This is a genomic window from Clostridium aquiflavi (assembly GCF_031344075.1).
Classification (GTDB): Bacteria; Bacillota; Clostridia; order Clostridiales; family Clostridiaceae; genus Clostridium; species Clostridium aquiflavi.
Map to the genome: position 1 here is coordinate 1 of NZ_JAVJAN010000035.1, position 19,960 is coordinate 19,960.

The window sequence follows — 19,960 nt, forward strand, 5'->3', positions numbered from 1 at the left end:
TCTTGACTTACTCAAATAAAGAATTGCTGGTTTATTTTAATGTTTCTTGATTTCTGTTCAATTTTCAAAGACCAAATTTTCATTGTTGACTTTCTTGTCAACTTTTGTTTTATTGTGTCGCCCTCAAGCGACTTCTTAAGTATATCACTTAAGTTATTTCTTGTCAACAAGTTTTTTTAAGTTGAAATTCAATTTCTAAAAACTTAATTTTCTTAAACTTGTTCATCGCATCTCTCAGCGACGTGTTTTATCTTACCATATATATTATACAGCTCTATTATTGTATAGTTCTATATAGTAAAAATATATATACTATTCTTTATTTTACTTTTATTTTCTTCATATTTCTTATATTGACACGCCAGGATGACATTACTTCTTAGTATATACTTTATATCTCTAAACTAAGCTTTTATTTAGCATTTTATACCTATATAAAACAAAAAAACTATGTAGGAGTAACTAAAATCCTACATAGTTTTTTTATTTTATCACTTAAATTCTTTATCTATTCTATATCAATATCATTTTCACTATGGTCTTCTGCTCTCTCTACTAATTCATCTAAGCTATTATCTTCATTTACTAAATCAATTTCTTCATTAGATTCAAATTCATTTTCTTCTAAATCTTCATCATCACTTTTTAGTATTTTAGCTATAGCAACTATTTTCTCTTCTTCATTAGTTCTCATTAGAGTTACACCCATAGCAGATCTACTTGTTTTTGATATATCTGATACATTTATTCTTATAGCTACACCATTAGTATTGATAAGCATTAATTCATCATCAATCTTACAAACTGTAGCACCAACTAACTTTCCTGTCTTTTCACTTATCTTATAAGTTATAAGACCTACTCCACCCCTATGTTGAATCTTATATTCACTTACAGGAGTTCTCTTACCAAATCCATTTTCACTAATAACTAATAATTCTTCATCATCAACTGCAATATCCATACATACAGCTACATCATCACCTTTTAATGTTATAGCTTTAACTCCAGATGCAGTTCTACCCATATGTCTAACATCTTTTTCATTAAATCTTAATGCATAACCATTTTGAGTAACAAACATTACGTTAGCATCACCATAAGTAATCTTAACTTTTAATAATTCATCATTTTCTCTTAAGTTTATAGCTATTAGTCCATTCTTTCTTAAATTTCTAAATTCATTTAAGTGAGTTTTCTTTACAATACCTTGCTTAGTTCCCATAAATAAATAGCCATCTCTACGCTTATCTGTTACTGTTAATACTGTTTGTATTTTTTCATCTGGTTCAATAGCTATTAAATTAATTATATTGGTTCCCTTTGCTTGCCTTCCAGCATCAGGTATTTCATAAGCTCTTAATTTGTACACTCTACCTCTATTAGTAAAGAATAATACATCTGAATGAGTCGAAGTTATCATTACATGATCTACAAAATCATCTTCCTTCGTTGACATTGCTTGTATTCCTCTTCCACCTCTTCTTTGTGCTGAGTATACATCTGCTGAAATTCTCTTTATATATCCAGATTTAGTTAAAGTTATAACTACATCTTCTTCTTGAATAAGATCTTCTATATTAATTTCATTCATATCTTGTTCAATACTAGTTCTTCTTTCATCTCCATATCTAGCTTTTATTTCTAAAAGTTCATCTTTTATAACTCCTAGTAATTTTTCTTCACTTGCTAATATAGATCTTAAATATTCCATTTGTTTTAATAATTCATCATATTCATCATCAATTTTATCTCTTTCTAACCCTGTTAATCTTCTTAATTTCATTTCTAAGATTGCTTGAGATTGCTTTTCTGAAAGATTAAATTCATCCATTAAAGTATTTTTAGCTATTTCACTTGTAGATGAGTTTCTTATTACACTTATTACTCTATCAATATTATCTAGTGCAATTTTTAAACCTTCTAATATATGCGCTCTAGCTTCTGCCTTATTTAACTCAAATGTAGTTCTTCTTGTTATAACTTCTTTTTGGAAGTCTATATAATGAACTAATACCTCTTTTAAATTTAAAACCCTTGTTTCGTTATTTACTAATGCTAACATAATAACGCCAAAACTATCTTGAAGTTTTGTATGTTTATATAATAAGTTTAATATTATATTTGGATTAGCATCTTTCTTTAATTCGATTACGATTCTCATACCTTCTCTATCTGATTCATCTCTTAAATCAGATATTCCAGTAATCTTTTTATCTTTTACTAATTCAGCAATGTTTTCTATAAGTTTAGCTTTATTAACTTGGTAAGGTATTTCAGTAAATATTATTTTATGTCTACCATTTTCTTCTTCAATATCTGATTTAGCTCTAACTACTATTTTACCTCTTCCAGTTTCATAAGCTGATCTAATCCCTGCATGACCCATTATTGTTGCTCCAGTTGGGAAATCAGGTCCTTTAATTTTAGTCATAAGCTCTAGTACACTAGATTCTGGATTATCTATAAGCATTATTGTGCCATCTATTACTTCTCCTAAATTGTGAGGAGGTATATTAGTTGCCATTCCAACTGCTATTCCTGATGATCCATTAACTAAAAGATTTGGAAATCTAGACGGTAAAACTGTTGGTTCTTCTTCTTCACCATCAAAGTTTGGCATAAAATCAACTGTATTCTTGTTAATGTCTCTTAACATTTCAACAGCTATCTTATTCATCTTTGCTTCTGTATATCTCATTGCTGCAGCACCATCGCCGTCAACAGAACCAAAGTTTCCATGTCCATCTACTAACATATATCTCATTGAGAAATCTTGAGCCATTCTAACTAATGCATCATAAACAGAACTATCTCCATGTGGATGATACTTACCTAAAACGTCTCCGACTATTCTAGCACATTTTCTATATCCCTTTTCAGGTGATAATCCTAAAATTTGCATAGAATATAATATTCTTCTATGAACAGGTTTTAACCCATCTCTAACATCTGGTAATGCACGACCTACTATAACACTCATAGCATAGTCTATATAACATTTTTTCATTTCATTTTTTATATCTACAGATATAATTTTTCCTTCATTAAATTCCATGTACTTCACCTCATATTAAGTACTAAATGTCTAAATTAACAACATTCTTAGCATTTTGCTCTATAAATTCTCTTCTTGGTTCAACTTTTTCTCCCATTAAGATAGTAAATATCTCATCAGCTGCCATTGCATCTTCAATTTCAGCCTTTAATAGAATTCTCTTTGATGGATCCATCGTTGTATCCCATAATTGAGTAGCATTCATTTCTCCTAAACCTTTGTATCTTTGAATATCTACCGAATTATCTTTTCCACCCATATCCTGTAATACTGCATCTAACTCAGCATCAGAATAAGCATATGTTTCTTTTTTACCTTTACCTACTCTAAATAAAGGTGGTTGCGCAATGTATACATGCCCTTGCTCTATTAATTCTCTCATATATCTATAGAAAAATGTTAATAATAATGTTCTTATATGCGCACCATCAACATCGGCATCAGTCATAATTATTATTCTATTATATCTAATTTTTTCAATATCAAAATCTTTTCCTATTCCACCACCAAATGCAGTAACCATTGATCTTATAGTTTCTGAATTTAATATTTTATCTAATCTTTGTTTTTCAACATTCATTATTTTACCTCTTAAAGGTAAAATAGCTTGGAATTTTCTATCTCTACCTTGTTTTGCAGATCCACCAGCTGAATCCCCTTCGACTATATAAATCTCACATTCCCTAGGATCTTTTGATGAACAATCTGCTAATTTCCCAGGTAATGTTGTTCTTTCTAATACAGATTTTCTTGTTAATTCCCTTGCTTTTCTAGCAGCTTCTCTTGCTCTAGCTGCCATTAAAGCCTTATCTATAATTATTTTACTTGTTCCAGGATTCTCTTCTAAGAATATTCCTATATATTCACTAACTATAGAATCTACTATTCCTTTAACTTCACTATTACCCAATTTTGTCTTAGTTTGGCCTTCAAATTGAGGATCTTCAATTTTAACAGATATTACTGCTGTAAGACCTTCTCTTATATCATCACCAGAAAAGTTCTTATCATTTTCTTTTATAAATCCAAATCTTTTTGCATAATCATTAAAAGCTCTAGTTAATGCTGTTTTAAATCCAACTAAATGGGTTCCCCCTTCAATTGTGTCAATATTGTTAGCAAAAGAAAATAAATTTTCTGTATATCCATCATTATACTGTAATCCTAATTCAACTGAAACTTTATCTTTTATTCCTTCTACGTATATAGGCTCTGGATGTAACGGTGTCTTATTTCTATTCAAATAAGATACGAATGATTTTATTCCACCCTCATAATAATAATTTTCTTCTCTATCATTTCTACAATCAATTAATGTTATATTAATACCTTTATTTAAAAAGGCTAATTCTCTTAATCTTTGAGATAATGTATCAAAATCAAATAAAACTTCATCAAATATTTCTGCGTCAGGTTTAAAGTATATTGTTGTACCGCTTTCTTCAGTATTACCAACCTGTTTTAAATCGTAAAGCACTTTACCTTTGCTATACTCTTGTTTCCATATATGTCCTTCTCTTTTTACTGTAACAATACATTTTTCTGAAAGAGCATTAACAACAGAGGCACCAACACCATGTAAACCACCAGATACCTTGTATCCTCCGCCACCAAATTTTCCTCCAGCATGAAGTATTGTCATTATTACTTCAACTGCTGACTTATGCATTTTAGGATGCATACCAACTGGCATTCCTCTTCCATCATCAGATGAAGTAATAGAATTATCTTCATTAATTTTAACTTCTATGTTTTTACAGTATCCAGCTAAAGCCTCATCTATACTATTATCAACTATTTCATATACTAAATGATGTAGTCCCCTAGAACTAGTACTACCTATGTACATACCAGGCCTTTTTCTAACAGCTTCTAACCCTTCAAGTACTTGAATCTGATTTTCATCATATCTTTGATTATTTTGTTCCAAAACAGACTCCTCCTAAATTTAAAAATATTTATAACTAAAATTTTAACTTACGAATTATATTCTATATCAGTTCTTTTAGTTAAAGTTGCAGAAGATATTGGTGAAAGATATATCTTACTCATTTTATTAACTTCAGCAATAACAAAAGATTTAGGTTTTTCATTCGTAATTCTTTGTACAAAGCCATCTTCTTCTGCTAATCTTAAAAATTGTATAGTATCTGAACTATACATAGTATTTTCCAAATCGAATATTCCAATAATATCTTTTATAGGAACTACAACATTTTCTCCTAAATGCAAAAACACTATATATTCCTCCTTTAATTCACTATTTCTCCATTGCATACTTTGAACACTTTAGATTTATCATCTAAGTAATCTTCTAAATCATTTATACCGGTACAAGTAATTATTGTTTGTATATCATTAAGAGTGCTCAATACATATCGCTTTCTATTTATATCAAGCTCAGAAAGAACATCATCAAGTAATAAAATCGGATATTCCTTTGTAATTTCTTTAATAATCTTAAGTGAAGAAAATTTCATAGTTAAAACTGCAGTTCTTTGTTGACCTTGAGAACCAAATTTTTTCACATCTATATTATTTATTAATATATTAAAGTCATCTCTATGCGGGCCTATTGATGTTAATCCTTGTTCTCTATCTCTTAACAAATTACTTCTTAATTTTTCTAGAAAAGCATATTTGAAATTATCTTTAAACTTTATTCCTGAATCATATTTGAAAACTATGTCTTCTTTTCCCGAAGTTATTTCATTATGAATAAATTTTCCATAATAATTTATCTTATCTATATATTCTAACCTTTCTTTAACAATATAATCAGCATATTCTATTAATTGTAAATCATATATCTCTAAAATATCCTTATTAAAATCTCTTGATCTTAAAATTATATTTCTTTCATTCAATATTTTATTGTATTGAACTAGATTAAAATAATATTTTTTATTGATTTGACATAACTCCATATCTAGAAACTTTCTTCTTATCCCAGGAGATTCTTTTATTATTTTTAAATCTTCTGGTGAAAACATAACTACGTTAAAAGTTCCAAAAAGCTCTCCTATTTTATTTATTTTTATAGAATTAACTTTTATAGCTTTTTTACCGTCTCTTAAAATTTTTATATCAATTCTTTTGTCTAATCTTTTTTTTCCTACAAGTAAACTTATATATGCTTCGTTCTCTTTCCAATTTATTAAATCTTTATCTCGTGATGTTCTGTGAGATTTAGCAAATGCACAATAGTAAATTGATTCTAAAATATTAGTCTTACCTTGGGCATTATCACCTATAAACACATTAACACCTTCACTAAGATTTAACTCTGAATTATTATAATTTCTATAATTAACCAACATTATCGCTTTTATATACATAAAATACACCTATAATCAATTATATCATAATAGAAAAGTTATAGCCTGTTTATTAAGAAAATTAAAAAGCTATACTAAACTATTTCAAATTTTTCATCTTTAAATTCTATAACATCTCCAACTTTCAATTTTTTTCCTCTTTGCAAACATATTTCATCATTAACTTTTACTAAACCTTCTTGTATATAAATTTTAGCTTCTGATCCTAGAGAAGCTATTCCACTCCATTTCAAAAATGCATCTAATTTTATAATTTCAGTATTGATCTCAATTTTATTCATAATTTTTGCATAAATATTAATAAATATTTACTTCCTCCTTATCTCATTTGTCTTACTGGTAAAACTAAATATTGAGAATTTTCTCCATTTTTTTCTTTTATGACACATGGACTTACTCCTGATGTCATTTCTAAAATTATCTCATCACTTTCCATATTCTTAAGAACGTCTAATAAATATCTCGAATTAAATGCAATTTCAATTTCATCGCCTTGCAAATTTATTGAGACTTCTTCCCTAACTTTTCCCAATTGAGAATTAGATGTTATTATTACAGTGTCTTCTTTAATGTCTAAATTGATTAAATTATTATTTCCATCTTTGGCCATTAAAGATGCTCTTTCTATACCGTTTTGTAATTCTTCTTTCTTTACGGTGACTAATAATTTATGTTCTTGAGGTAATAATGAAATGTAATTAACAAATTTTCCATCTAGTAATCTTGATATAATTTTAGTATTTTCTAAATTAAATAATATATGATTATTAGTAAATGTTATATCTACATTTTTATCATGATCTTCTAGAATTTTTGATACTTCAACTAATGTCTTTCCTGGGATAACAACCTCTAAATTAATATCATTATCTAAAAATTCACTTCTTATAGCTAATCTATATCCATCAAGTGCAACTAAATTTAAAGTTCTATCTTTAACTTGAAATAATATCCCTTGTAAAATAGGTCTTGCTTCATCTTGTGCAATAGAAAAAGAGGTTCCCTTAATCATATTTTTTAAAATGCTTTCATTAACTTCTACTTTTAAATCTTCGTTAATATTAGGTAATGAAGGGAATTCATCAGCATTCATACATACAACATTGAAAACTGATTTTTCACAAGTAATTTGTATTACATCTTCTTTTATTGTCTCTATTTTTATATCAGAGTTTGGAAGTTTTCTAATAATCTCTCCAAATATTTTAGCATCAATAACTATCTCACCTTTGTCCAAAACATCTGACTTAACTAATGTTTGAATACTAAGATCCATATCTGAACCTATTAATCTTAAACCATCATTAGTAGCATTTATGTAAATACCGTCTAATACTTTCATTGTTGATTTTCCTGTAATAGCTTTTTGAACTATAGAAATACCCTCTAATAATTTATGTTTTTCACATATAAAGATCATAAAAAATCCTCCTTAATTATTCACATATATTTTTAAATTTAATTAGAATAGATATATATTTATATATAATAGTAATAGTAGTAGGGGCTGTTAATTTGTTGATAAGTACTGTAATCCTAGTAATATCAACGGAATTTTATGCAAAAAGATTGTGGATAAGTCGGTAACTAAAAGCATACCTTATCCACAGTTTTCAACATAGTATTATTAAAATATAGTTATCCACAAGTTATTCAATACTTATTATGTACATATGTTAATTAATTTTGAGAAACCTTCTTTGTAATGTCAGAAACAGTATGCTGTAAGTTCTCATCATTCTTTAGATTTTCAGATATTTTTTCATAAGCATGAATTACAGTAGTATGATCTCTACCGCCAAATTCTTCTCCTATTTTCGGTAAAGACATATCTGTTAGTTTTCGGCTTAAATACATAGCTATTTGCCTTGGATAAGCTACATTTCTAGTTCTTCTTTGAGATTTTAAATCATCTATTTTTAAGTTAAAATAATTAGCAACTATTTCTTGAATTGATGCTATAGTTACGTGTTTACCTTGCTTTTTAGAAATTATATCTTTTAATGCTTCTGAAGCTAAATCAACAGTAACTTCTCTATTAGTTAAAGATGAATAAGCAATTATTCTTATTAATGCGCCTTCTAACTCTCTGATATTAGATTTAATTTTTGTAGCAATGTATCCCATAACTTCATTTGCTACTTTTAAATTTTCTACATCGGCTTTTTTCTTAAGAATTGCCATTCTAGTTTCAAAATCTGGTACTTGAATATCAGCAATTAAGCCCCATTCAAATCTAGATCTTAATCTATCTTCTAATGTTGGAATTTCTTTTGGTGGACGATCAGATGATAGAATTATTTGTTTATTTGCGTCATGTAGTTCATTAAAAGTATGGAAAAATTCTTCTTGAGTACGCTCTTTTCCAGCAATGAATTGAATATCATCTATAAGTAAAACATCTACATTTCTGTATTTTTTTCTGAATTCTTCATTTTTATCATCTTTGATGGCGTTTATTAATTCGTTTGTAAATTTTTCTGAAGAAACATAAACGACTTTAGCTTTAGTGTTATTTTGTAAAATATAGTGTCCGATTGCATGCATTAAATGCGTTTTGCCAAGTCCAACGCCTCCATATATAAATAAAGGATTGTACGCTTTAGCAGGAGCTTCAGCAACGGCAAGTGAAGCTGCATGAGCAAATCTATTGCTATTACCTATTACAAATGAATTAAAAGTATATTTAGGATTTAAAGTTGAAGACATTTCATCATTTACAACTATATTTCTTCTAGAATTTTTATTCATACTTTTACTAGAGTTATCATTACTATTTAATTCATCTTCATTATTAAGATCTGATTCTATTAAAAATTCTATATCATATAATTTAGAACAAACAGCTTCTATAGAATTAGCAACCAAACTTTTATATCTTTTGTCTAGAATATCTTTAGTAAAAGAATTTGGAACGCTTATTTTTATACTTTTATCAGATATAGAAATAGGTTCACAACTTTTAATCCAAGTATTGAAACTGACTTCACTCATTTCACTTTTTACTATATTCAAGGTTTTTTCCCATAATTTATTTAGGTCAGCATCCATCTCTATCCTCCAAATATTATTAAAAAAAAATTTTTTTTAAGGTATATATAAATTATTAACAAGATATTAACAATATAATAAACAATATATTTTAATTGTTGACTAAGCGAATAAACTTATACACATGTGGATAACTTATTTAGAAAAAAAATTAAACTATATACTTATCAACAATTATAAAAAATAGATATAAACATCAATCGATAGTATATAATTTCAATTATAGTGAGAAAATATAAAATAATTTTAAAAAATAAAATTAAAAGTAAACAAGTTATTCACATATTTATCCACAGCTGTGGATAAATATTTATTAAATTAAGTTATTCACAGTTATAGTATTTATAATATCATAAGTAAACAGGGAGATTCAATAAGTTATCCACAAAAATATTATGTTTAATAAATATTTATCAACAATAGACTGTATCTTGACAGAAAATTAGGATATATATATAATAGAAAAGTAATTTTAAAATAACCGCAAAGTATAGTTTTTACTATAAATAATAAAAATTAAGGGGGTGCATTTTAAATGTTCATGACTTATCAACCAAAAAAGAGACAAAGAAAAAAGGAACATGGCTTCAGAAAAAGAATGAGCACTCAATCAGGAAGAAACATTCTTAGAAATAGAAGACAAAAAGGAAGAAAAAAATTAACAGCATAAGGGCCGCATTAAGTGGCCTTTTTTCTGCAAATGCAGGAAAAAAGGAGTAATGGAAATACCGTATGATTTATAGATTAAAAAAAAATATAGAATTTATAATTGTATATAGAAGAGGGAAATCATTTGCTAATAAGACTTTGGTTCTATATGTATTGAAAAATAAAAGAAACAAAGACAAAGATGGTATCGCATATAGTAAAGTAGGAATTTCTGTAAGTAAAAAAGTTGGAAACAGTGTTGTTAGAAGTAAATGTAAGAGATTATTAAGCGAGAGCTTTAGATTAAATTATAATAATATATTAAAAGGATATGATTGTGTGTTTGTAGCAAGAAATCCTATGAGAGATAGTAATTATTTTGAAACTGAAAAGGCGATGAAGAATTTAATTAAAAAGGCAGGCTTATATTATGATGAAAAAAGTTGTATTAAGTCTAATTAAATTTTATAGAAAATCTATTTCACCTGGGAGAAGTCCATGTTGTAGATTTACGCCAACTTGCTCACAGTATGCATTGGATGCCATAAATAAGTACGGTGTTATTAAAGGAAGTTTAATGGCTCTGTATAGAATTTTAAGGTGTAATCCTTTTTGTAAAGGTGGGTATGATCCTGTAAAGTAATGAAGTTTAGGAGGTATAGATTTTAATGTTTGAAAAGATAATTCAGTTTATGGCTAATATATTCAATTATCTACATGATTCCATCTTAAACCTAGGTGTTTCAGATGTTGGATTATCGTATGTGTTAGCGATTCTTATATTTACATTAATGATTAGACTACTTATATTGCCACTTAACATAAAAGCAGCAAAGTCTACTCAGAAAATGCAAGCGGTTCAACCGCAAATGAAAAAGATTCAAGAAAAATATAAGAGTAATCCAGAAAAATTAAATGAAGAAATGAGAAAATTTTATAAAGAAAATAATGTTAGTTTAACTGGAGGATGTGTTCCATCATTATTACCATTACCAATATTAATGGCTTTATATTATGTATTCTTTAGAATAGAAGGCATGAATGGAGCATCATTTTTATGGATTGCAGATTTAGGTGCTAGAGATAAGACGATGATATTACCTATTTTAGCAGCCTTATCAACATACTTACCATCTTACTTAATGACAAAAGCTACTCCAATGGACGATTCACCTATGAATATGGGTACTATGAGCTTAGTTATGGCAGTAATGATGGGAGTTATGTCAATAAACTTTAAATCAATATTAGTTTTATATTGGATAATAGGAAATGTTATTCAAACTATACAAACATATTTCTTAAATTATTTACCAGCTAAGAAAAAGGTTGCATTAGCAGCTGCAGAAACAGCTGTTTCAGAATCTTCAGATTCTAGTTTTTCTATGATTGTTGAAGAACCTAAGAATTTAGCTAGTACAAAGAAGAAAAGTAAAAAGAAAAAATAATTTTTTAATATATACTTTCTTTATATAATAAGGTGGTGAATTAGGGAATGAGATCAGTGGAATTAGAGGGGAAAAATGTTGAAGAAGCCTTAAATAAAGCTTTACTTGAGTTAAATACAACAAAAGATATGGTAGATGTTGAGGTTTTACAACGTGGTTCAAAAGGGTTATTTGGCTTTATAAGTACTAAACGAGCTAGAATAAAAGTAACCTTAAAACATAACTATATTGATGATATAAGAAATTTTATAAACAAAATTCTTGATTCTATGGGCATAAAGGCAGAAATAGATATTAAGGAACAAGATAATGTGATAAATATAAGTTTGTCAGGTGATAAACTAGGCTTGCTTATCGGCTATAGGGGAGAGACCTTAGATTCATTACAATGCCTTATTTCTTTAATGATTAACAAAGATAGCAGCATTCAATATAAAAGAATCGTACTTGATATAGAGAATTATAGAAAAAAGAGAGAAGAAACTCTCAAGAATGTTGCAAATAAAACTGCTGAAAAAGTAAAGAGAACGGGCAGACTATTTAGACTAGAACCGATGAATCCTTATGAAAGAAGAATAATTCATTCAGCTTTACAAGATAATTCATTTGTTAACACTTATAGTGAAGGAAAAGAACCTTTTAGAAGAGTTGTTGTAGAACTTAAAAAGAATTAAAAAGGAAAGCCTTGATGAGGCTTTCCTTTTTGGTTTTAATTTAATATATAGCTATATTTTAAACATATTTTCATATATATAGTAGGTAAAGTGGCATTGTAATTGGACTTTACTCATTTTAGTATTCATAAGTTCAATTACTTAGTTTAATTTACTTATGCAGATATCAATAATTTGATAAAATAGAGCTAATGCATGTGATTTTGACTAATTCGATATTCATTGGTTATAATAATACAAATAAATCACAAAATTAATAACATGAGGAGAATCAGATTATGAGAGAATTTGATACCATTTGTGGTATAGCAACCCCTATTGGTGAGGGTGGAGTTTCTATTATTAGAATTTCTGGAAGTAAAGCATTAGATATAATTAGCAAAATATTTGTTAGTAAAAATAATATAGATTTAAAACAAATGAAAACTTATACTATGAGATATGGACATATTATAGAGCTTGAGAGTAAAGATGTAATTGACGAGGTTATTATAAGCTATATGAAGGGACCTCATAGCTATACTACTGAGGATATAATAGAAATTAACTGTCATGGTGGTGTTATATCAACAAATAGTGTAATGAATCAGGTTATTAAAGCGGGTGCAAGAGTTGCAGAACCAGGAGAATTTACAAAGAGAGCATTTTTAAATGGTAGAATTGATTTAAGTCAAGCTGAAGCAGTTATTGATATAATAAAAGCTAAAACAGATTTATCTATGAAGTCAGCACTTATGCAAAGTGGTGGAGTTTTATCAAAGCAAATTAAAGAAATAAGACAATATTTATTAAATACCTTAGCACTAATTGAGTACGGAGTAGATTTTACAGAAGACGATGAAGATATTGATGATACTTTAGTTTTAAGGGTTAAAGATGGAATAAAAACTACTATTTTAAAAGTTAAGGAACTATTAAAAGGGGCAGATGAAGGTAAAATAATTAGAGATGGTCTTAATGTTGTTATTATTGGTAAGCCTAATGTAGGAAAATCATCTTTACTTAATGTGCTATTAAAAGAAAAAAGAGCTATAGTAACAGATATTCCTGGTACTACAAGAGATATAATCGAAGAGTATTTAAATATAGATGGTATACCTATAAAAATAACTGATACAGCAGGGATAAGAGAGACTGAGGACACAGTTGAGAAGATAGGCGTTGAAAGATCTAGAGAAAAGATTGAAGAAGCAGATCTAATTATTTTAATATTAGATTCATCTAGAGAGTTGGAAGAGGAAGATAAGGAAATAATTAATACTATAAAAGACAAGAATCACATAGTATTATTAAATAAAACGGATTTAGATAGAAAAATAGCAGATATTGATTTGGATAATCAAATAAATATTTCAGCTAAAACTGGTTATGGAATTGATGAATTAAAAAATAAAATAAAAGAGTTATTTTTTAGTGGAGATATAAATAGTGAGAGTTTAATAGTCTCTAATGTTAGACATAAGCAAGCATTATATAGATCATTGGAAAATTGTGAAGTAGCATTAGATAGAGTCAATGCTAATGAATTTTTAGATTTAATTTCTATTTATGTAACGTCAGCAATGAAAGCACTTGGGGAAATAACAGGTGATGAATTAGAAGAGGATGTATTAAACAAGATTTTTAGTGAATTTTGTGTAGGAAAGTAGGAGTGGTATATGAAATATAATTATGAAGCAGGGGAATTTGATGTAGTAGTAGTTGGTGCTGGTCATGCAGGATGTGAAGCGGCATTAGCATCTGCTAGAATGGGATTAAATACTTTAATTTGTACTATAAATTTAGATTCAATAGCTATGATGCCATGTAATCCTAATATAGGGGGAACTGCTAAAGGTCATTTAGTTAGAGAAATTGATGCATTAGGCGGAGAAATGGGAGTGAATATAGACCATACATTCATTCAATCAAGAATGCTAAATACGTCTAAAGGACCAGCAGTTCATTCATTAAGAGCACAAGCTGATAAAAAAGACTATCAATTTAGAATGAAGAGAGTATTAGAAGAACAAGAAAATCTTCAAATAAGGCAAATTGAGGTTACTGAGCTTTTAGTTGAAGATAATAAAATAACAGGCGTTATTACTAAAAATGGAGGGATTTTTAGAGCTAAGGCTGTAATTTTATCTACAGGTACATATCTAAAAGGAAAGATAATAATAGGTGAAGTTAGTTATTCTGGGGGGCCAAATGGTTTATTCCCAGCCAATGATTTATCACAATCTTTATTAGATTTAGGAATTTCATTAAGGAGATTTAAAACTGGAACTCCAGCAAGAATCAATAGAAGATCTGTAGATTTTTCTAAAATGATTGAACAACCAGGTGATGATAAAATAGTACCTTTCTCATTTATGAGCAAAAATATAGATAAAGAACAAATATCTTGTTATTTAACATACACTAATGAACAAACTCATAATGTGATTAAGGAAAACATAGGAAGATCACCAATATATAATGGAAGTATTAAGGGAGTAGGTCCTAGATATTGTCCATCAATTGAAGACAAAGTAATGAGATTTCCTGATAAATTACAACATCAAATATTTGTTGAGCCAGAAGGTCTAGACACTCTAGAAATGTATGTAGGGGGGATGTCTTCATCTTTACCAGAAGAAGTTCAATTAAAAATGATGAGAACATTACCTGGATTAGAAAATGTAGAAATAATGAGAACTGCATATGCAATTGAATATGATTCTGTAGATCCTACTGAATTAGAACCAACATTAGAATTTAAAAATGTTGAAGGTTTATATGGTGCTGGCCAATTTAATGGTAGCTCAGGCTATGAAGAAGCAGGTGCGCAAGGATTAGTAGCTGGTATAAATGCTGCATTAAAAATCAAAGGCGAAGAACCAATGATATTAACTAGATCAGATGCATACATAGGAGTTCTTATAGATGATTTAGTTACTAAGGGTACTAATGAACCATATAGAATGATGACATCTAGAGCTGAGTATAGATTAATTTTAAGACAAGATAATGCAGATTTTAGATTAACTGAGATAGGAAAAAAAGTAGGATTAGTTACAGATGAAAGATATGAGACTTTCTTAAATAGAAAAAATACAATTGAAAATGAATTAGAAAGATTAAAGAAATTACAAATAACTAATAAAAGAGAAACAAATGAATTTTTACTATCAGTAGGATCAGCTGAACTAAAAAAACCTATAAGTTTTTATGAATTAATAAAAAGACCAGAAGTTGACTATTTTAGCTTAAAGGATTTAGATGCAGAAAGGCAAGAATTTTCAGAAGATATTGGTGAACAAATAAATATAATTGCTAAATATGAAGGATATATAAGTAACCAACTTGAACAAGTAGCTCAATTTAGAAAATTTGAGAAGAAACTATTACCTAAGGATATAGACTATAGTAATGTAAAAGGCTTAAGAACAGAGGCAGAACAAAAATTAAATAGTATAAAACCTATAAGTATAGGTCAGGCATCACGTATTTCAGGGGTATCTCCAGCAGATATATCTGTATTACTTATTTATCTTGAACATTATTATAATAAATAATTTATTGGAGGTATTTATGAAATTTTATGATTTAATGTGCAAAGCGGCACAAGATGTAGGGTTAGAATTATCAAAAGAGCAATATGAGAAGTTTATAATATATAAAAATCTTCTTCAAGAATGGAATGAGAAAGTAAATTTAACAGCTATTACAGAAGATGAAGAGATAATAAAGAAACACTTTATAGATTCAATTAAGGCATTTAAGAGGGATGAATTTAAAAAGGCAAGTACTTTAATAGATGTAGGTACAGGAGCAGGTTTTCCAGGGATACCAATAGCTATTATGAATGAAAACATACAAGTTACTTTGCTAGATTCATTAAATAAGAGGGTTAATTTCTTGAATTTAGTAACAGAAAAATTAGGATTAAAAAATGTAGTTACTATTCATTCAAGAGCGGAAGATGGAGCTAGACAAAAAAATCTTAGAGAATCTTTTGATATAGCAACATCTAGAGCAGTTGCAAATATGAGTGTTTTATCAGAGTTTTGTTTGCCATATGTTAAAATTAATGGTCACTTTATAGCTTTAAAAGGACCATCAGTGGAAGAAGAAATAAAGGATGCAGATAAGGCTATAGCTACGTTAGGAGGGCAACTACTAGATATATGTGAAGTTGAAATTGAAGATACTGAATTAAAACATAACTTAGTTATTGTTAAGAAGATAAAAGAGTGTCCTAAAGTATATCCACGAAAAGCAGGAAATGTTACTAAAAAGCCTATAAAATAGTGTGAATATAATTTTACAATTATTTACATAAGTTTCATTATTATAATAATTAATTTATATTTTATAGATTTATTCAGATATAGTTTGCAGATTATTGGATAATATTAATAAATTTGTTTTATAAAACAATTAACAAATTAAAGGAAAAATGTAGCTATTATAGAATATAAATGATATGATTTTGGTATTGAAATTGTTATATTAACTTAATAGGGGATGGGTTTAGATACATGAATAATGAAATAATCAAGATAGATATAGATAAGATAGTTCCTAATCTATATCAACCACGTAAATATTTTAATGAAGAGGCAATTGAGGAATTGTCACAATCAATAAAACAACATGGTATTATACAACCAATAACAGTTAGAAAAATCGGTGAAACTTATGAACTTGTAGCAGGAGAGCGTAGATTAAGAGCTGCTAAAGTGGCTGAGTTGGATGTAGTTCCATGTAATATAGTAGATATAACTGATTCAGAATCAGCAGAAATAGCATTATTAGAGAATCTTCAAAGAGAAGATTTAAATTATATTGAAGAAGCAGAGGCTTATAGTAATTTACTTAATGATCATAATTTTACTCAAGAAGATTTAGCTAAAAGAATAGGAAAAAAACAATCTACTATTGCTAATAAGTTAAGATTATTAAAACTAGATCCTAAGGTGAGACAAATGTGTCTTGAAAATAAACTAACTGAACGACATTCTAGGGCTCTTTTAAGTTTACCTAATGCAGAGCTTCAATTTAAAGTTGTTTCTAAGGTAGTAAAAGACGGACTTAATGTGAAGAATACAGAAGAATTAATTAATAAGGAATTGCTTAAACTAGCAGGAAAACAGTTAAATAAGAAAAGAACTAATATAAAAGCTACTTTACCAGCTAAATTGTATGTAAATACAATAAAACAAGTATTTAAGAAATTTAACATACCTGCTGAATATGATTGTACGGATTCAGATGAGTTTATTGAAGTAACAGTTAAAATTCCAAAGAATAATAAGTAATTGATTAGCTGAAATTATTACTTATTTATGACTTTTTAGTATTAATAGTATATAAACTAAGAAAAATTTTATTTTTTCAGGTTTATATACTATTTTTTTATTACATTATTCTTTTATTATTTATGGAATATATATATAATGTTAATATGGGAGAGGGGGTGTAGGCTCTTATAGGGCTTAATTATGAAAACAATTTGTGTTTTTAATCAAAAAGGTGGAGTTGGTAAGACAACTACGAATATAAATTTATGTGGTTATTTAGCTATGGCAGGACATAGAGTTTTAACAATCGATATTGATCCTCAAGGAAATACTACAAGTGGTCTTGGTCTTGATAAAAGAAATCTTAATGTATCAATGTATGATGTTTTAACAACAGATATACCTATAAAAGAGTCAATATTAAGAACTGATTTAGTTGAAAATTTATTTATAGCACCTTCTACTATGGAGCTTGCAGGAGCTGAAATAGAAGTTATAGGAAAAGAAAATAGAGAAAATATAATGAAAAACAAATTAAAAGAAATTGAATCAGAATACGATTATGTATTAATAGATTGTCCACCATCATTGGGATTACTAACTATAAATGCATTAACATGCTCAGATTCTGTTTTAATTCCTATTCAATGTGAATTCTATGCATTAGAAGGTGTAAGCCAATTAGTTAATACTATTCAATTAGTTAAAAAATCTTTAAATAAGAACTTGGAAATTGAAGGTGTAATCATGACTATGTATGATTACAGAACTAATCTTAGCAATGAAGTATTTAATGAAGTAAAAAAATACTTTAAAAGCAAAGTATACGAAACAACTATTCCAAGAAACATAAGACTCGCAGAAGCACCAAGTTTTGGATTGCCTATTATGTTATATGATGATAAGTGTAAGGGTGCAGAAGCTTATGTTAAATTAACCAAAGAATTTTTATCTAAACAGGAATAGGAGGAAATGAAAATGGTAAAAAAATTTGGACTAGGTAAGGGATTAGGTGCACTTATACCAGATGAAATAGATGAAAATATTAAGCAAGAAGATATCATTGATAACAGTAAATCAAATAATATGCTTATATCACTAAACAAAATACGAAGTGATAAGGAACAACCAAGAAAAGCATTTGATTCTGAAAAAATAGTAGAATTAGCTCAATCAATAAAACAACATGGTATAATTCAACCTTTAATAGTAAGACAAGTAAACAAAAGTGAATTTGTAATTGTAGCTGGTGAAAGAAGATGGAGAGCTGCTAAAATAGCAGGATTAAAAGAACTTCCTTGCATAACAATGGATATAAGTGATAAAGATATATTAGAAATATCTTTAATTGAAAATATTCAAAGAGAAGATTTAAATCCAATTGAAGAAGCACTAGCTTATAAAAAATTATTAGAGGACTTTAGAATAACACAATCTGAATTAAGTAATAGAATTGGAAAATCTAGAGTTACAATTGCAAATACAATGAGATTAATTAATTTAGATGAAAGAGTTCAACAATACTTAATTGAAGGAATTATCACAGAAGGACATGGTAGAACATTGCTTGCAATAGATAATAATGATTTACAGTATGAATTAGCTCAAAAAGTAATTGACAATAAATTATCTGTTAGAGAATTAGAGAGATTAATTAAAAATATAAATAGTGAAAAAGCAAATAAAGAACCATTAAAAGAATTAAATCCATATTATAAGGATGTACGTAATCAACTACAGAATTATTTTGGTACTAAGGTAAATATTCTAGATAAAAAAAATAAAGGAAAGATAGAAATAGAGTACTATTCTGAAGAAGATTTACAAAGAATTTTAGACATTATTAATATACAGTAAAATGTTTCACGTGAAACATTTAGTGAAAGGAATGACCTAGTTGGAAAAATTATTTGGGATAATTAATCAAATAACACCATATCTAATTATAGGTATGATAGTTATAATTGTTTTATTATTTATTTTAATTTTTGTATTAATTAATTCAATAAACAAATTAGAAAGTAAATACAGAAGATTAATGAGAGGCACAAATGGTAAAAACTTAGAAGAATTGTTGCTTGAAAAGCTAGATAGTATTGATGATATTAGAGAAACAGCCGAAAATACTTTAAATGAATGCAGTAAGCTAGAAACAAAGATAAAGGATTGCGTTCAAAAAGTTGCTATTATGAGATATAAAGCTTTTGAAAACGTAGGTAGTGACTTAAGTTTTTCAATTGCTATGCTAGATGATAATAATGATGGAATATTATTAACTGGAATTTATGCACGAGAAGAAAGTACAACATATGCAAAACCAATTGATAAGGGAATATCAAGATATGATCTTTCAGAAGAAGAGCTTTATGTATTAAACGAAGCTGCTAATAAATATGAAAATAAAAAACATAAATAATCTATATTACTAAAAAGAGCTAGTTTGAAATATAATATATTTCAAACTAGCTCTTTTTAT

At 27.8% G+C, this 19,960-nt stretch carries 19 protein-coding genes; 12 read left to right on the forward strand and 7 right to left on the reverse strand.

What is annotated here, in order from left to right:
• Nucleotides 1–508: 508 nt before the first annotated feature.
• The 7 genes from gyrA to dnaA form a co-directional block, all read right to left on the reverse strand.
• Nucleotides 509–3,058: a DNA gyrase subunit A gene (gene gyrA, locus RGC78_RS12570; RefSeq protein ID WP_252216631.1), complete on the reverse strand. Its 2,550-nt coding sequence runs from the start codon at nucleotides 3,056–3,058 to the stop codon at nucleotides 509–511.
• A gap of 22 nt (nucleotides 3,059–3,080) precedes the next feature.
• Nucleotides 3,081–4,988 carry a DNA topoisomerase (ATP-hydrolyzing) subunit B gene (gene gyrB / locus RGC78_RS12575; RefSeq protein WP_252216624.1) on the reverse strand — a complete coding sequence of 636 codons (1,908 nt, stop codon included), beginning with the start codon at nucleotides 4,986–4,988 and terminating at the stop codon, nucleotides 3,081–3,083.
• 47 nt (nucleotides 4,989–5,035) lie between these two features.
• Entirely contained in the window at nucleotides 5,036–5,296 is a 261-nt protein-coding gene (gene remB / locus RGC78_RS12580) for an extracellular matrix regulator RemB (protein WP_252216622.1), read from the reverse strand.
• Nucleotides 5,297–5,310: 14 nt separating this feature from the next.
• Nucleotides 5,311–6,396, reverse strand: a complete 1,086-nt coding sequence (recF, locus tag RGC78_RS12585; protein WP_252216619.1) for a DNA replication/repair protein RecF — start codon at nucleotides 6,394–6,396, stop codon at nucleotides 5,311–5,313.
• 74 nt (nucleotides 6,397–6,470) lie between these two features.
• A complete protein-coding gene (locus RGC78_RS12590) occupies nucleotides 6,471–6,677 on the reverse strand; it encodes an RNA-binding S4 domain-containing protein (RefSeq protein ID WP_252216617.1) in 207 nt (68 codons plus the stop codon).
• Nucleotides 6,678–6,715: 38 nt separating this feature from the next.
• Nucleotides 6,716–7,816 (reverse strand): DNA polymerase III subunit beta, encoded by a 1,101-nt coding sequence (dnaN, locus tag RGC78_RS12595; RefSeq protein ID WP_252216609.1) that lies wholly within the window; start codon nucleotides 7,814–7,816, stop codon nucleotides 6,716–6,718.
• Nucleotides 7,817–8,076: 260 nt separating this feature from the next.
• On the reverse strand, nucleotides 8,077–9,447 hold the full coding sequence (gene dnaA, locus RGC78_RS12600) for a chromosomal replication initiator protein DnaA (RefSeq protein ID WP_252216607.1): 1,371 nt from the start codon (nucleotides 9,445–9,447) through the stop codon (nucleotides 8,077–8,079).
• Nucleotides 9,448–9,982: 535 nt separating this feature from the next.
• Between dnaA and rpmH the strand changes: the two genes are divergently transcribed.
• From rpmH to RGC78_RS12660, 12 genes are all read left to right on the forward strand, one after another.
• On the forward strand, nucleotides 9,983–10,117 hold the full coding sequence (rpmH, locus tag RGC78_RS12605) for a 50S ribosomal protein L34 (protein WP_252216606.1): 135 nt from the start codon (nucleotides 9,983–9,985) through the stop codon (nucleotides 10,115–10,117).
• A 62-nt stretch (nucleotides 10,118–10,179) separates the two neighbouring features.
• The gene (gene rnpA, locus RGC78_RS12610) at nucleotides 10,180–10,557 is read left to right on the forward strand and encodes a ribonuclease P protein component (protein WP_252216594.1); all 378 of its coding nucleotides are present in this window, start codon (nucleotides 10,180–10,182) and stop codon (nucleotides 10,555–10,557) included.
• Complete coding sequence (gene yidD / locus RGC78_RS12615) at nucleotides 10,529–10,738, forward strand: membrane protein insertion efficiency factor YidD (RefSeq protein WP_252216637.1); 210 nt, start codon at nucleotides 10,529–10,531, stop codon at nucleotides 10,736–10,738. Before rnpA ends, yidD begins: the two co-directional genes overlap by 29 nt.
• 25 nt (nucleotides 10,739–10,763) lie before the next feature.
• Nucleotides 10,764–11,543: a membrane protein insertase YidC gene (locus RGC78_RS12620; RefSeq protein ID WP_252216592.1), complete on the forward strand. Its 780-nt coding sequence runs from the start codon at nucleotides 10,764–10,766 to the stop codon at nucleotides 11,541–11,543.
• Between the two features lie 47 nt (nucleotides 11,544–11,590).
• The gene (gene jag / locus RGC78_RS12625) at nucleotides 11,591–12,217 is read left to right on the forward strand and encodes an RNA-binding cell elongation regulator Jag/EloR (RefSeq protein WP_252216590.1); all 627 of its coding nucleotides are present in this window, start codon (nucleotides 11,591–11,593) and stop codon (nucleotides 12,215–12,217) included.
• 278 nt (nucleotides 12,218–12,495) lie between these two features.
• The gene (gene mnmE / locus RGC78_RS12630; RefSeq protein ID WP_252216588.1) at nucleotides 12,496–13,866 is read left to right on the forward strand and encodes a tRNA uridine-5-carboxymethylaminomethyl(34) synthesis GTPase MnmE; all 1,371 of its coding nucleotides are present in this window, start codon (nucleotides 12,496–12,498) and stop codon (nucleotides 13,864–13,866) included.
• Between the two features lie 9 nt (nucleotides 13,867–13,875).
• Entirely contained in the window at nucleotides 13,876–15,756 is a 1,881-nt protein-coding gene (mnmG, locus tag RGC78_RS12635; RefSeq protein WP_252216573.1) for a tRNA uridine-5-carboxymethylaminomethyl(34) synthesis enzyme MnmG, read from the forward strand.
• Nucleotides 15,757–15,772: 16 nt separating this feature from the next.
• On the forward strand, nucleotides 15,773–16,492 hold the full coding sequence (rsmG, locus tag RGC78_RS12640) for a 16S rRNA (guanine(527)-N(7))-methyltransferase RsmG (RefSeq protein ID WP_252216570.1): 720 nt from the start codon (nucleotides 15,773–15,775) through the stop codon (nucleotides 16,490–16,492).
• 230 nt (nucleotides 16,493–16,722) lie between these two features.
• Complete coding sequence (noc, locus tag RGC78_RS12645) at nucleotides 16,723–17,502, forward strand: nucleoid occlusion protein (protein WP_252216567.1); 780 nt, start codon at nucleotides 16,723–16,725, stop codon at nucleotides 17,500–17,502.
• A gap of 183 nt (nucleotides 17,503–17,685) precedes the next feature.
• Nucleotides 17,686–18,450 carry a ParA family protein gene (locus RGC78_RS12650; protein WP_286673978.1) on the forward strand — a complete coding sequence of 255 codons (765 nt, stop codon included), beginning with the start codon at nucleotides 17,686–17,688 and terminating at the stop codon, nucleotides 18,448–18,450.
• 12 nt (nucleotides 18,451–18,462) lie between these two features.
• Nucleotides 18,463–19,341 carry a ParB/RepB/Spo0J family partition protein gene (locus tag RGC78_RS12655; protein ID WP_252216557.1) on the forward strand — a complete coding sequence of 293 codons (879 nt, stop codon included), beginning with the start codon at nucleotides 18,463–18,465 and terminating at the stop codon, nucleotides 19,339–19,341.
• Nucleotides 19,342–19,381: 40 nt separating this feature from the next.
• Nucleotides 19,382–19,900 carry a DUF4446 family protein gene (locus RGC78_RS12660; RefSeq protein WP_252216552.1) on the forward strand — a complete coding sequence of 173 codons (519 nt, stop codon included), beginning with the start codon at nucleotides 19,382–19,384 and terminating at the stop codon, nucleotides 19,898–19,900.
• Nucleotides 19,901–19,960 lie beyond the last annotated feature (60 nt).

Coding starts and splice junctions, on each gene's coding strand:
- mnmG (WP_252216573.1), top strand. CDS start 13,876: ATGAAATATAATTATGAAGCAGGGGAATTTGATGTAGTAGTAGTTGGT.
- RGC78_RS12620 (WP_252216592.1), top strand. CDS start 10,764: ATGTTTGAAAAGATAATTCAGTTTATGGCTAATATATTCAATTATCTA.
- dnaN (WP_252216609.1), bottom strand. CDS start 7,816: ATGATCTTTATATGTGAAAAACATAAATTATTAGAGGGTATTTCTATA.
- rpmH (WP_252216606.1), top strand. CDS start 9,983: ATGTTCATGACTTATCAACCAAAAAAGAGACAAAGAAAAAAGGAACAT.
- yidD (WP_252216637.1), top strand. CDS start 10,529: ATGAAAAAAGTTGTATTAAGTCTAATTAAATTTTATAGAAAATCTATT.
- gyrA (WP_252216631.1), bottom strand. CDS start 3,058: ATGGAATTTAATGAAGGAAAAATTATATCTGTAGATATAAAAAATGAA.
- RGC78_RS12590 (WP_252216617.1), bottom strand. CDS start 6,677: ATGAATAAAATTGAGATCAATACTGAAATTATAAAATTAGATGCATTT.
- mnmE (WP_252216588.1), top strand. CDS start 12,496: ATGAGAGAATTTGATACCATTTGTGGTATAGCAACCCCTATTGGTGAG.
- jag (WP_252216590.1), top strand. CDS start 11,591: ATGAGATCAGTGGAATTAGAGGGGAAAAATGTTGAAGAAGCCTTAAAT.
- RGC78_RS12650 (WP_286673978.1), top strand. CDS start 17,686: ATGAAAACAATTTGTGTTTTTAATCAAAAAGGTGGAGTTGGTAAGACA.
- recF (WP_252216619.1), bottom strand. CDS start 6,396: ATGTATATAAAAGCGATAATGTTGGTTAATTATAGAAATTATAATAAT.
- RGC78_RS12655 (WP_252216557.1), top strand. CDS start 18,463: ATGGTAAAAAAATTTGGACTAGGTAAGGGATTAGGTGCACTTATACCA.
- dnaA (WP_252216607.1), bottom strand. CDS start 9,447: ATGGATGCTGACCTAAATAAATTATGGGAAAAAACCTTGAATATAGTA.
- rnpA (WP_252216594.1), top strand. CDS start 10,180: ATGATTTATAGATTAAAAAAAAATATAGAATTTATAATTGTATATAGA.
- rsmG (WP_252216570.1), top strand. CDS start 15,773: ATGAAATTTTATGATTTAATGTGCAAAGCGGCACAAGATGTAGGGTTA.
- noc (WP_252216567.1), top strand. CDS start 16,723: ATGAATAATGAAATAATCAAGATAGATATAGATAAGATAGTTCCTAAT.